The 13564-nt window shown below is 42.8% G+C and carries 13 protein-coding genes and 1 other annotated feature; all 13 genes read left to right on the top strand.

Translation table 11 applies throughout. The features are described from left to right. The 13 genes from O2Q26_RS17775 (at position 1) to O2Q26_RS17835 (ending at position 13517) form a co-directional block, all read left to right on the top strand. Entirely contained in the window at positions 1 to 510 is a 510-nt protein-coding gene (locus O2Q26_RS17775; protein WP_289217159.1) for an NYN domain-containing protein, read from the top strand. A gap of 79 nt (positions 511 to 589) precedes the next feature. After that, the gene (sigH, locus tag O2Q26_RS17780) at positions 590 to 1243 is read left to right on the top strand and encodes an RNA polymerase sporulation sigma factor SigH (protein ID WP_289217160.1); all 654 of its coding nucleotides are present in this window, start codon (positions 590 to 592) and stop codon (positions 1241 to 1243) included. A gap of 79 nt (positions 1244 to 1322) precedes the next feature. After that, positions 1323 to 1472 carry a 50S ribosomal protein L33 gene (gene rpmG, locus O2Q26_RS17785; protein ID WP_289217161.1) on the top strand — a complete coding sequence of 50 codons (150 nt, stop codon included), beginning with the start codon at positions 1323 to 1325 and terminating at the stop codon, positions 1470 to 1472. A 35-nt stretch (positions 1473 to 1507) separates the two neighbouring features. Next, positions 1508 to 1687 (top strand): preprotein translocase subunit SecE, encoded by a 180-nt coding sequence (gene secE / locus O2Q26_RS17790; protein ID WP_253937216.1) that lies wholly within the window; start codon positions 1508 to 1510, stop codon positions 1685 to 1687. A 134-nt stretch (positions 1688 to 1821) separates the two neighbouring features. After that, the gene (gene nusG, locus O2Q26_RS17795; RefSeq protein WP_289217162.1) at positions 1822 to 2358 is read left to right on the top strand and encodes a transcription termination/antitermination protein NusG; all 537 of its coding nucleotides are present in this window, start codon (positions 1822 to 1824) and stop codon (positions 2356 to 2358) included. Positions 2359 to 2509: 151 nt separating this feature from the next. Further along, complete coding sequence (rplK, locus tag O2Q26_RS17800) at positions 2510 to 2935, top strand: 50S ribosomal protein L11 (RefSeq protein ID WP_101847060.1); 426 nt, start codon at positions 2510 to 2512, stop codon at positions 2933 to 2935. 116 nt (positions 2936 to 3051) lie between these two features. Beyond that, entirely contained in the window at positions 3052 to 3747 is a 696-nt protein-coding gene (rplA, locus tag O2Q26_RS17805) for a 50S ribosomal protein L1 (RefSeq protein ID WP_253937198.1), read from the top strand. Positions 3748 to 3799: 52 nt separating this feature from the next. Next, positions 3800 to 3946: a sequence feature (ribosomal protein L10 leader region), on the top strand. 52 nt (positions 3947 to 3998) lie between these two features. After that, complete coding sequence (gene rplJ, locus O2Q26_RS17810) at positions 3999 to 4502, top strand: 50S ribosomal protein L10 (RefSeq protein WP_289217163.1); 504 nt, start codon at positions 3999 to 4001, stop codon at positions 4500 to 4502. Between the two features lie 60 nt (positions 4503 to 4562). After that, positions 4563 to 4928 (top strand): 50S ribosomal protein L7/L12, encoded by a 366-nt coding sequence (rplL, locus tag O2Q26_RS17815; RefSeq protein WP_289217164.1) that lies wholly within the window; start codon positions 4563 to 4565, stop codon positions 4926 to 4928. Positions 4929 to 5004: 76 nt separating this feature from the next. Beyond that, on the top strand, positions 5005 to 5607 hold the full coding sequence (locus tag O2Q26_RS17820) for a class I SAM-dependent methyltransferase (protein ID WP_289217165.1): 603 nt from the start codon (positions 5005 to 5007) through the stop codon (positions 5605 to 5607). 319 nt (positions 5608 to 5926) lie between these two features. Further along, positions 5927 to 9457: a DNA-directed RNA polymerase subunit beta gene (rpoB, locus tag O2Q26_RS17825; protein WP_289217166.1), complete on the top strand. Its 3531-nt coding sequence runs from the start codon at positions 5927 to 5929 to the stop codon at positions 9455 to 9457. A 54-nt stretch (positions 9458 to 9511) separates the two neighbouring features. Next, positions 9512 to 13120, top strand: coding sequence for a DNA-directed RNA polymerase subunit beta' (gene rpoC / locus O2Q26_RS17830; protein WP_289217167.1), 3609 nt, complete (start codon positions 9512 to 9514; stop codon positions 13118 to 13120). A gap of 145 nt (positions 13121 to 13265) precedes the next feature. Next, positions 13266 to 13517 (top strand): 50S ribosomal protein L7ae-like protein, encoded by a 252-nt coding sequence (locus O2Q26_RS17835; RefSeq protein ID WP_289217168.1) that lies wholly within the window; start codon positions 13266 to 13268, stop codon positions 13515 to 13517. Positions 13518 to 13564: the final 47 nt, after the last annotated feature.

Here is a 13564-nt window from a genome sequence, read left to right on the forward strand (position 1 = left end):
ATGAATGTCTTATTAGTAGATGGCTATAATATCATTGGTGCTTGGCCGGATCTCAAAAAGATGAAAGATACAGACCTTGGACAAGCCAGACAGCTCCTTGTTGAAATGCTGGCTGAGTACCAGTCCTACACGGGCGTCCGCTTAATTATCGTGTTTGATGCCTACCACGTCAGAGGTCTTGAAAATAAACAAAAGAATTTCAATGTGGAAGTCATTTATACAAAAGAAAATGAAACAGCAGATGAGAGGATCGAAAAGCTGGCTGGTGAATTGAATGATGTGCGGACCCAAGTCTATGTAGCAACGTCTGATTATGCAGAACAGCGGACGATTTTTGCCCAGGGCGCTTTTAGGAAATCAGCAAGGGAATTGTACATTGAATTGACCAATATTCAACAAGAAATAAAAAAAGATGTTGAATCTCATAAACAATTAAAATATCAGTCTAAAATCCCGATGAATAAAGAAATACGTGATATTTTTGAGAAGTGGAGACGAGGCGATAAATAGCTTTCGCCTTATTGACGCTTTTGAAACGCTTACTGTATAATATTTCTATATTTAGGAATCTAAGTCGGAGGGATCCTGTGTGAGCATCGGACAAACGAAGACAGGCATCGAGAAGTTGGATTTTAGTAGACTTGATGACGAAGAAATAATAGAAAGAATCAATCTGGGACAAGTCCAGGCGCTTGATTTTTTGATTGATAAGTACAAAAATTTCGTTCGTGCCAAAGCCCGGACGTATTTCCTCATTGGCGCAGATCGGGAAGACATTGTGCAAGAAGGGATGATCGGTCTGTATAAGGCTATCCGTGATTATCAGGGGGACAAACTCTCTTCTTTCAAAGCTTTTGCTGAACTGTGTGTTACCCGTCAGATTATTACCGCTATTAAAACTGCCACTCGTCAAAAACACATTCCACTAAATTCATACGTCTCACTGGACAAGCCTATTTTTGATGAAGAAGCAGATCGCACCCTCCTTGATGTCATAGCCGGCTCGAAAGCTATCGACCCCCAGGAGTTGATGGTCAACAAAGAAAGATTTGGAGACATAGAAGAAAAAATCTCTGAGCTGTTAAGCGACCTCGAGCAGAAAGTATTGGCTCTATATTTAGATGGAAAGACGTATCAGGAGATTTCAATTGAGCTGAACCGGCATATCAAATCAATAGATAATGCACTGCAGCGGGTGAAACGTAAGCTTGAGAGGTATATAGAGTTCTCAGAAACTACTTAACAAAACGTGAATTGACACTAGATAGTAAGCGTGCTACATTAGTGAAAGTGAATATACCTCTGAAATGAGGTGACTGTCGTTGAGAAAAAAAGTTATTCTTGCCTGTACACAATGTTTAAGCCGTAATTATACTACAAATATAAATCGCTCGAATCAGTCCGAACGTTTAGAAGTTCGCAAGTTTTGCAAAACGTGTAGTGAACATACACTTCACCGTGAAACGAAATAGAGGATGAAGCCGGTGGGCGTAAGTTTGGGGGTAGTATCAGTATGATCAAGTTCTTTAAAAATGTATCTCGGGAAATGCGTAAAGTGAGCTGGCCTAAAGGGCAGGAATTAACGAGGTATACGATTACCGTACTTTTTACTGTAGCTTTTGTAGCCGTGTTTTTTGCGGTAGTAGACTTAGGCATTACACAAATACTTGAACTCATTCCGAGCTAATAGTACAGTCAAATTTGTGATATACTAGATAATAGTCTTGTTGCAAAAAACCCGTCTAACGGGTTTTTTCATGTTGGAAATCTTTTTAATACGATCGAAAAGGGAGGGAAGGGCAAGCCGCTTGTCCTGCATAAATGGAAAAAAGATGGTATGTGGTCCACACGTATTCAGGTTATGAAAACAAAGTGAAGACCAACTTAGAAAAACGAGTCGAGTCAATGGGAATGGAAGATAAGATCTTTCGTATCCTTGTTCCCGAAGATGAAGAAACTGAAATCAAAAATGGTAAACGTAAAGTGAATAAGAAAAAGGTGTTCCCGGGTTATGTCATCGCCGAAATGGTTATGACGGACGACTCCTGGTATGTCGTTCGAAATACTCCTGGAGTCACTGGCTTCGTTGGCTCGACTGGTTCCGGCTCAAAGCCAATCCCTCTCTTGCCTGAAGAAGCAGATACCGTGCTTAAACGCATGGGAATGAAGGAGCCTTCTAAAGCAGATATCGATTTTGATATAAAAGAGAGCGTCACTGTAAAAGAAGGGCCGTTCGCCAATTTTACTGGCACTATCGAATCGATTGATGTCGATAAGCAGAAAGTCAAAGTACATGTCAATATGTTCGGCCGTGAAACTCCGGTTGAATTAGATTTCTCACAAATAGAAAAATTATAAAATCTCTTCCTGCTCTTGCAATATGTTTGAATAGATGCTAAAATTCTTATGTTCATTATGTGCCTCGAGGAAGAGGCTTTAACGCATATTGTAATTGAGTGGGAGGGGCAAACCCTATTACCACATCACGGACTTTAAGGAGGTGTGTCTCGTGGCTAAAAAAGTTATTAAAGTTGTAAAGCTACAGATTCCAGCAGGTAAAGCGAACCCAGCTCCACCGGTAGGACCGGCACTAGGACAAGCGGGTATTAATATCATGGGCTTCTGTAAAGAATTTAACGCTAAAACACAAGATCAAGCAGGAATGATCATTCCCGTAGAGATCTCTGTTTTTGAAGATCGTTCTTTTACATTTGTTACAAAAACTCCACCAGCTGCTGTTCTGCTTAAGAAAGCAGCCGGAATCGAATCAGGTTCAGGTGAGCCAAACCGTAACAAGGTAGCTTCTGTTAAACGCGATCAAGTAAAAGAAATCGCTGAAACAAAAATGCCTGACTTGAATGCTGCTGACGTTGAAGCTGCAATGCGCATGGTTGAAGGTACAGCGCGCAGTATGGGAATCACAGTTGAAGACTAATCCCACAGCGTCACTCTAATGGAGTTAAAGGTTGCGAAACAGGAGTGATCCTAGGTTCGCAACCTTTATTCGTGGGAGGTTAATCCGTTAAAACCACAATGAGGAGGAAATAAAAAATGGCTAAAAAAAGCAAAAAGCAACAAGAACTGCAAAAACTTGTTGACCGTACAAAAGCTTATGAAGTACAAGAAGCAGTTAGTCTTGTGAAAGAAACATCAAAGGCGAGCTTTGATGAAACTGTTGAAGCGGCTTTCCGTCTTGGGGTTGACCCTAAGAAAGCAGACCAGCAAATCCGTGGAGCGATGGTGCTTCCACACGGTACAGGTAAAACTCAGCGCGTTCTAGTTTTCGCTAAAGGTGATAAAGCGAAAGAAGCAGAAGCTGCTGGAGCTGACTACGTAGGAGAACAAGACTTGATCAGCCAAATTAATCAAGGATGGTTCGATTTTGACGTAGTTGTTGCAACACCTGATATGATGGCTGAAGTTGGTAAGCTTGGCCGAGTACTTGGACCAAAAGGACTTATGCCGAACCCTAAAACAGGAACAGTTACTTTTGAAGTTGAAAAAGCAGTTAATGAAATTAAAGCAGGTAAAGTAGAATACCGCGTCGATAAAGCGGCTAACATCCATGTACCTATTGGAAAAGCTTCTTTCGATCAAGAAAAGCTTGTTGAGAACTTCAAAGCAATCACTGATCAGTTAGTGAAAGCTAAGCCTCAAGCTTCAAAAGGTACCTACATGCGTAATGCTGCCGTATCTTCTACAATGGGGCCTGGAATCAAAGTTGATGTATCCGGCTTCGTGAAGTAATAAATAATGGTTGACTTTCCGTTTTTAATTTCTTATAATTAGAAACGTTGTATAAATTGAATACGTTATACCGAAGACAGCAGGTGCGGTTCCCGCTTAATTTCCTGCCGAGGTGTGTGCATAAACAGGACAGCTTTTCATCGACCTGTTCTGACATACGTACCTCCATGTCTTGTGGAGGTACTTTTTATTTTGTGAAGCACGAACTCCCATCGGTATGATAAGTCATTAAGTTATTAGGAGGTGGAACGATGAGCAAAATTATTGAGCAAAAGCAGCAGGTTGTAACTGAAATTGCTGACAAATTCCGTAACAGTAAGTCTGCAGTACTTGTAGATTACCGCGGACTAAGTGTTGCTGAAGTAACAGAGCTTCGTACGCAGCTTCGTGAAGCAGGAGTTGAGTTCAAAGTGTATAAAAACACAATGACTCGCCGTGCGACTGCTGAAACAGATCTTACTGAACTGGATGAAGTTCTTGTTGGACCGACTGCTTTAGCATTCAGTGAAGACGACGCTGTATCCCCAGCGAAAGTTCTTAACAACTTTGCAAAAGATCACCAAAACCTTGAACTTAAAGGTGGAGTGATTGAAGGACAGGTTGCAACTCTTGATCAAATCAAGGAACTTGCTACTCTTCCAAGCTACGAAGGTCTTGTATCTATGTTCCTAAGCGTGATTCAAGCTCCAGTTCGCAACTTTGCTTATGCTACAAAAGCAATTGCAGAACAAAAAGAAGAAGAAGAAAGCGCGTAAGTTAACACCCATGTTTGAATGAATAAAAATTTATTTTAAAATCTAAGGAGGAAATTTCTCATGTCTAACGAACAAATTATCGAAGCGATTAAAGAAATGACTGTTCTTGAGCTTAACGACCTAGTTAAAGCAATTGAAGAAGAATTTGGTGTAACTGCTGCAGCTCCAGTTGCTGCTGGTGGTGCTGCTGCAGGTGGCGAAGCTGAAGAAGAGCAAACTGAATTTGATGTAGTACTAGAATCTGCTGGAAGCTCTAAGATCAAAGTAGTTAAAGCAGTTCGCGAAATCACTGGTCTTGGTCTTAAAGACGCAAAAGAGCTAGTTGATAACGCTCCTGGCGCTATCAAAGAAGGCGTTGCTAAAGAAGAAGCTGAAGAAGTTAAAGCTAAGCTAGAAGAAGCTGGAGCTTCTGTAGAAGTTAAGTAATTGCATGAAATAAGTTAAGCTCGCTGATTATCGGCGAGCTTTCTTTTTCTTATTTTTTTTCAAGAAGGTGTTCTTAATGGCTGAACATTATTATTCAAAAAAAACAGAGGCGAAAAGCGATGAACGCACATGGTCTTTCTCTTTGAAAGGGAATCCCTTTACTTTTACGACTGATCATGCCGTCTTCTCAAAATCTGAAGTAGATTTCGGGTCGCGTGTGTTAATTGAGGCTTTTACGCCGCCGGAAGTCGATGGTGATATTCTTGACCTGGGCTGCGGCTATGGGCCGATCGGCTTAGCCCTGGGGAAATCTTTTCATGATCGTCATATTGTGATGGTCGATGTAAATGAGAGGGCCCTGACCTTAGCAGAACGGAATGCTGAGCAAAACCACGTGAAGAATGTTTCTATTAAAGAGAGTGATCGATTTTCCAATATAGACGACCGTTCGTTTGCGGCGATCCTTACCAATCCTCCCATTCGCGCAGGTAAACAAGTAGTTCACAGCATGTTCACCGAAGCAGCAGAAGCTTTGCTTCCGGGCGGAGAGTTATGGGTGGTCATTCAAAAGAAACAAGGGGCTCCTTCAGCAAAGGAGAAGCTTGAAGAGTTGTTTGGTCACACGGAGGTAGTCGTTAAGAAAAAAGGCTATCACGTCTTAAAATCTATAAAAGTTTGACGCTCTATCTCATTTGTGCTATTATTGAAAAATGCCAATATGACCATTGGGTGTCAAGTCCTTTTTTAAAAAACAGTGTATATTTTTTTAAAAAGTGGATAGAATGGTAAATCGTACATGTAAATCGAAATGAGGTTTTTGGTTGAAAACCCTTTTTCTTTTTTGTCTAACGTTAGAGAGAAATGAAGAAACACCATCTGCCAACATGCGGATGTTTGATAAATAGCGCTTGTGGCAAGATCAACCGCAAGCCTGTTCGGCATGTCTTTGCCGAACCCTTTTTTCGTTATAAAAATGCTTGTTTGAAGGGGTGAATCAGTTGACAGGTCAACTAGTTCAATATGGACGACACCGCCAACGCAGAAGTTACGCACGTATCAGTGAGGTTTTAGAATTACCCAACTTAATCGAAATACAAACCGCTTCTTATGATTGGTTCTTAAAAGAAGGTTTGAAAGAGATGTTCAAAGACATCTCACCGATTGAGGATTTCACAGGTAATCTATCACTAGAATTTGTAGACTACAGCTTAGGCGAGCCAAAGTATCCAGTCGATGAGTCAAAAGATCGGGACGTAACGTATAATGCACCGCTTCGTGTGAAAGTTCGTCTACTAAATAATGAGACAGGCGAAGTGAAAGAGCAAGAGGTATTCATGGGAGATTTCCCACTGATGACCGATACTGGTACCTTCGTCATTAATGGTGCCGAACGTGTTATCGTTTCTCAGCTTGTTCGTTCACCAAGCGTGTATTTCAACAAAAAAATAGATAAGAACGGGAAGCGCGGTTATTCGGCTACTGTAATTCCGAACCGTGGGGCATGGTTAGAATTCGAAACGGACGCAAAAGATGTAGTCCATGTGCGAATCGACCGTACTCGTAAGCTCCCGATTACTGTATTGCTTCGTGCTCTAGGATTCGGGACAGATCAAGAAATTATTGATTTGATCGGCGAAAATGAGTATTTGAAAAATACACTGGAAAAAGATAACACAGAAAACAGCGAAAAAGCATTGCTTGAGATTTATGAGCGTCTACGCCCTGGCGAACCGCCGACAGTGGAAAATGCAAAAAGCTTACTAGTTTCTCGTTTCTTTGATCCTAAGCGTTACGACCTTGCTAGAGTAGGTCGTTATAAAATGAATAAAAAGCTTCACATTAAAGATCGTTTGTTCAACCAGACTCTTGCAGAGACGTTAGTAGACGAACAAACAGGTGAAGTGTTAGCAGAAAAAGGTTCGAAAATCGACCGTCGTTTGCTGGATAAATTAATTCCGCATTTCGATAACGAAGAAGAAACCACCAGCGAACGCTCGCTTGACCCTGTTGAGGGAGTGTTAGAAGAGCCGATTCGTGTTCAGTCTGTGAAAATAGTAGACCCTACTGATCCAGAAGGGGAACGCTCTATCAACGTAATCGGAAATGCTAATATTGATAAAGACGTGAAGAATATCACTCCAGCTGACATCTTGTCTTCAATCAGTTATTTCTTTAACTTGCTGCATGATGTAGGTGGAACAGATGATATTGACCACTTAGGCAACCGTCGTCTTCGTTCAGTAGGTGAATTACTGCAGAACCAATTCCGTATCGGTTTATCCCGTATGGAGCGTGTGGTACGTGAGCGTATGTCTATTCAAGATACGTCTTCAATTACACCACAGCAATTGATTAATATTCGCCCGGTTATTGCATCGATCAAAGAGTTCTTCGGAAGCTCTCAGCTTTCCCAGTTCATGGATCAGACGAACCCTCTTGCAGAATTGACGCACAAACGTCGTCTATCTGCGCTTGGACCCGGTGGTCTGACGCGTGAACGTGCCGGCTTTGAAGTTCGTGACGTACACTACTCCCACTATGGTCGTATGTGTCCGATCGAAACGCCTGAAGGACCAAACATCGGTCTGATCAACTCACTGTCTTCTTACGCTAAAGTTAACGAGTTTGGTTTCATCGAAACACCGTATCGTCGAGTGGATCCTGAAACGAGCAAAGTAACGGCTCAGATCGATTATTTAACGGCTGATGAAGAAGATAACTATGTTGTGGCGCAAGCGAACGCGAAACTTGAAGAAGATGGAGCCTTTACAGATCCAGAGGTTATCGCTCGTTTCCGCGGGGAAAACACCGTCGTTGCTCGCGATCGTTTAGACTACATGGACGTATCTCCTAAACAGGTAGTTTCCGCTGCGACAGCTTGTATTCCATTCTTGGAAAACGATGACTCCAACCGTTCCCTGATGGGTGCGAACATGCAGCGTCAAGCAGTACCTTTGCTTCAGCCGGATGCTCCGATTGTCGGAACTGGAATGGAGTATGTATCTGGTAAAGATTCAGGTGCAGCAGTCATTTGCCGTCATGACGGTATTGTTGAGCGCGTTGAAGCTAAAGAAGTGCTCGTGCGCCGTATTTCTGAAGTAGATGGAAGAGAAACAGAAGGTGACTTAGACCGTTACCGTCTTCAAAAGTTCATCCGCTCCAACCAGGGAAGCTGTTACAACCAGCGCCCGATTGTAGCAAAAGGTGACCGCGTCACTACTGGAGAAATCCTGGCTGACGGTCCATCTATGGATATGGGTGAATTAGCCCTCGGTCAAAACCCTCTTGTCGCCTTTATGACATGGGATGGTTATAACTACGAGGATGCTATCATCATGAGTGAACGCCTTGTGAAAGATGATGTATACACCTCTATTCATATAGAAGAATATGAGTCTGAAGCTCGTGATACGAAGCTGGGACCAGAAGAAATCACTCGTGATATCCCTAACGTAGGGGAAGATGCTTTACGTGATTTGGATGAACGGGGAATTATCCGAGTAGGTGCAGAAGTAAGTGATGGAGATCTTCTTGTTGGTAAAGTAACTCCTAAAGGGGTAACTGAACTTTCTGCAGAAGAACGTCTGCTTCATGCAATCTTTGGAGAAAAAGCTCGAGAAGTTCGTGATACTTCACTTCGTGTACCACACGGAGCAGGCGGAATTGTCCTCGATGTGAAGATTTTCAACCGTGAAGACGGCGATGAACTTCCACCAGGGGTCAACCAGCTGATTCGTGCGTATATCGTTCAGAAGCGTAAGATCTCTGAAGGGGATAAGATGGCAGGAAGACACGGTAACAAAGGTGTTATTTCTAAAATTCTACCTGAAGAAGATATGCCTTTCCTTCCTGACGGTACACCGGTAGATATCATGCTTAACCCATTAGGGGTACCTTCACGTATGAACATCGGACAAGTACTAGAACTACACTTAGGGATGGCTGCCCGCCAGCTTGGACTTCGTGTGGCGACGCCGGTATTCGATGGTGCCCGTGAGGAAGATGTTTGGGAAACTCTTGATGAAGCAGGAATGGCACGCGATGCAAAAACAATCCTTTACGATGGCCGTACAGGCGAACCTTTTGATAACCGTGTATCTGTAGGGGTTATGTATATGATTAAGTTAGCCCACATGGTTGATGATAAGCTGCACGCCCGTTCTACAGGACCTTATTCACTTGTTACCCAGCAGCCGCTTGGTGGTAAAGCACAGTTTGGTGGACAGCGTTTTGGTGAGATGGAGGTATGGGCACTTGAAGCTTATGGTGCTGCCTACACTTTACAAGAAATCTTGACCGTTAAATCCGATGATGTCGTTGGTCGTGTGAAAACATACGAAGCCATCGTCAAAGGTGATAACGTGCCTGAACCAGGCGTACCAGAATCATTCAAAGTTCTTATTAAAGAGCTACAAAGTTTAGGTATGGACGTTAAGATACTAGATGGTGATGACGAAGAGATTGAAATGAGAGACATTGAAGAAGAGCAAACCAAAGAATCCGACAGTATGAATCTAGAGGAACAATAAAAGATTTCCTGAAGCTAAGGGTAGAACCTGGATACTAAAAGGGAGGTAAGCCCCTTGATAGATGTTAATAGATTTGAATATATGAAAATTGGTCTTGCTTCACCAGACAAGATACGCTCTTGGTCTTATGGTGAGGTCAAGAAACCAGAAACAATCAATTATCGTACGTTGAAGCCAGAGAAAGACGGCTTGTTCTGTGAGAGAATTTTCGGTCCTCAAAAAGACTGGGAATGTCACTGTGGAAAATATAAGCGTGTACGTTACAAAGGTGTCGTATGTGACCGTTGTGGCGTAGAAGTAACAAAAGCGAAAGTACGTCGTGAGCGTATGGGGCACTTAGAATTAGCTGCCCCTGTCTCTCACATTTGGTACTTCAAAGGTATTCCGAGCCGTATGGGGCTTGTACTTGATATGTCTCCTCGTGCTTTAGAAGAAGTTATTTATTTTGCGGCTTATATAGTAACCGAACCTGGTGAAACTGCCCTTGATAAAAAGCAGCTTCTTTCTGAAAAAGAATATCGTTCTTACCGCGAGAAATTTGGGCAAGGCTTCCAGGCAGCTATGGGTGCTGAAGCCATTCGTAAACTCCTTTTCGATATCGATCTTGATGGTGAGGTAGATACGTTAAAAGAAGAGCTTAAAACAGCCCAGGGTCAGCGTCGTACTCGAGCGATCAAGCGTTTGGAAGTACTTGAGTCGTTCCGTAATTCAGGAAATGATCCATCATGGATGATTTTAGATGTTCTTCCTGTCATCCCGCCTGAGCTGCGCCCAATGGTTCAGCTTGACGGAGGACGTTTTGCAACATCTGACTTGAACGATTTATATCGTCGTGTCATTAACCGTAACAACCGTTTGAAGCGCCTGCTTGACCTTGGGGCTCCTACGATTATTGTTCAAAATGAAAAGCGTATGCTTCAAGAAGCAGTCGATGCTTTAATTGACAACGGCCGTCGCGGTCGTCCAGTTACCGGACCAGGAAACCGTCCGCTTAAATCTCTTTCTCATATGCTGAAAGGGAAGCAAGGGCGTTTCCGTCAAAACCTATTAGGTAAGCGTGTAGACTACTCCGGTCGTTCAGTAATCGTTGTAGGACCTAATTTGAAAATGTATCAGTGTGGTCTGCCAAAAGAGATGGCACTGGAATTATTTAAGCCATTCGTTATGAAAGAGCTTGTATCTCGAGGGTTGGCTCATAACATTAAATCAGCTAAACGTAAGATCGAGCGTGTGCACCCTGAAGTTTGGGACGTTCTAGAAGACGTCATTAAAGAACACCCAGTCTTGTTAAACCGTGCACCTACGTTACACCGTTTAGGTATTCAAGCCTTTGAACCGACATTGGTCGAAGGACGCGCCATTCGTCTTCACCCACTCGTATGTACAGCATATAACGCTGACTTCGATGGTGACCAAATGGCTGTCCACGTACCATTATCATCAGAAGCTCAGGCTGAAGCACGTATTTTAATGCTTGCTGCTCAAAACATCCTGAACCCTAAAGATGGTAAGCCAGTCGTAACGCCTTCACAGGATATGGTACTAGGTAACTATTACCTTACTTTAGAACGTATAGGCGCTGTTGGAGAAGGTATGGTTGTTAAAGACTTGAATGAAGCGCTTATGGCTTATCAAAATGGATATGTCCATCTGCATACTCGTGTAGCTGTTCAAGCCAGCTCTTTAAACAACGAAACCTTTACAGAAGCTCAGAATAATCAATTGCTGGTTACATCAATCGGTAAGTTGATTTTCAATGAAATGCTTCCTAACTCGTTCCCTTATATGAACGAACCAACGCAGGAAAACCTTGAAATTAAAACTCCAGACCACTACTTTATCGAGAAAGGTACGGACGTAAGAAAAGACATCGCCAGCCGCGATGAAGTCCTTCCATTCAAGAAAGGTATCCTTGGAGATATCATTGCGGAAGTATTTAAACGCTTCTCAATCAGTGAAACATCTAAAATGCTGGACCGTATGAAAGATCTAGGGTTTGCTTATTCTACAAAAGCAGGTATTACAGTCGGTGTATCTGACGTTGTTGTATTACCTGAAAAACAAGAAATCCTTGAAGAAGCTCAGGCTAAGGTCGATAAAGTTCTTAAGCAATTCCGTCGTGGTTTGATTACGGATGGAGAACGTTACGACCGCGTTATCGAAATTTGGTCAGCATGTAAAGATAATATCCAAAATCGATTGATGAATTCCTTGAATCCGCGTAACCCTATCTTCATGATGAGTGACTCTGGAGCTCGTGGTAACGCGTCCAACTTCACTCAGCTTGCTGGTATGCGTGGTTTGATGGCCAACCCGGCTGGACGAATCATTGAATTACCGATCAAATCAAGCTTCCGTGAAGGTCTAACTGTACTTGAGTACTTTATTTCTACTCACGGTGCACGTAAAGGTCTTGCCGATACGGCACTGAAGACAGCCGACTCAGGTTACTTGACTCGTCGTCTAGTGGATGTGGCTCAGGATGTAATCGTCCGTGAAGAAGATTGTGGAACCGATCGTGGATTACCAGTAAGTTCTCTAAGAGAAGGCACTGAAATGATTGAACCACTTATTGATCGCTTAATCGGACGTACCGCTTACCAGACAGTGAAACACCCTGAAACGGGCCAAATACTTGCTTCTCGTAATGAAGTAATCTTCGAAGATGCCGCTAAGCAGATCGTAGATGCGGGCGTCGAAAAAGTAGTGATACGTTCAGCCTTTACATGTAACACGAAACACGGTGTATGTAAGAAATGTTATGGCCGTAACTTAGCTACTGGAGATGAAGTAGAAGTAGGAGAAGCCGTCGGTATCATTGCAGCCCAGTCAATCGGTGAGCCGGGTACACAGTTAACCATGCGTACCTTCCACACAGGCGGGGTAGCAGGAGACGATATCACGCAAGGTCTTCCTCGTATCCAAGAGATCGTTGAAGCTCGTAATCCTAAAGGTCAAGCTGTTATTTCAGAGATCCAGGGTACAGTTCACGAAATCAAAGAAGTAAAAGAAAAACAAGAAATTGTTGTTCAAGGCGAAGTAGAAACTCGCTCTTACACAGCTCCTTATGGCTCAAGGATGAAAGTTTCCGAAGGCGATAAAGTAGAAGCTGGTGAACCACTTACAGAAGGTTCGATCGACCCTAAAGAGTTATTGACTGTTCAAGGGTTGGACGGAGTTCAAGAGTATCTGCTGAAAGAAGTTCAAAAAGTATACCGTATGCAAGGTGTTGAGATTTCCGATAAACACGTAGAGGTTATGGTCCGCCAGATGCTTCGTAAAGTTCGTGTTCTTGACTCTGGAGATACGGATGTACTTCCAGGTTCCTTGCTTGAAATTCACCAGTTCAAAGAAGCGAACCAAAAAGTTCTCATGGAAGGCGGCCAGCCGGCTGTCGGCCGACCAGTTATTCTCGGTATTACTAAAGCATCGCTTGAAACAGACAGCTTCTTGTCTGCAGCATCCTTCCAGGAGACGACTCGTGTCCTGACAGATGCAGCGATTAAAGGTAAACGTGATGAATTACTAGGACTTAAAGAAAATGTTATCATCGGTAAACTTGTTCCTGCTGGTACAGGAATGACGAGATACCGTAAAATTAAAGCAGAATCAGAACAAAAAGAAGTAAAAGCTGAAGCTGCTCAAGAAGTAACTCAGCCTTAATATAAAGCTGAAGGTAATTAGAGGATAATGTTCGGGAGTACCTTGAGATGAAACTATTTTCAATACCAGGTTGACATGAGTTTTCGGTAGTGATAATATAATCAAGGTGCTTCCGTTTATCCTTGTTACTTTGGAGGATATGAAGATGTCTTATGAAAAAGTAGCACAGGCTAAATCAGAGATAGTGATTGGGACCAAACAAACACTCAAAGCTATGAAAAGCGGCGAAGTGATTGAAGTCTTGACGGCTGACGATGCTGATCAGTCGATGACAATGAAAGTAGCTAATCTTGCTGCACAGCTGAACATTCCACATACAAGAGTTACATCTATGAAGGAATTAGGAAACGCATGCGGCATTGATGTTGGAGCTGCTACCGTGGCTATAAAGCAATAAAGTTTTGGCGAATCATCGCGAAAGCTTTGTTTTTTGCCTTTTTATGA

This window comes from Halobacillus campisalis, assembly GCF_030345335.1.
In the GTDB taxonomy this organism is placed as follows: domain Bacteria; phylum Bacillota; class Bacilli; order Bacillales; family Halobacillaceae; genus Halobacillus_A; species Halobacillus_A campisalis.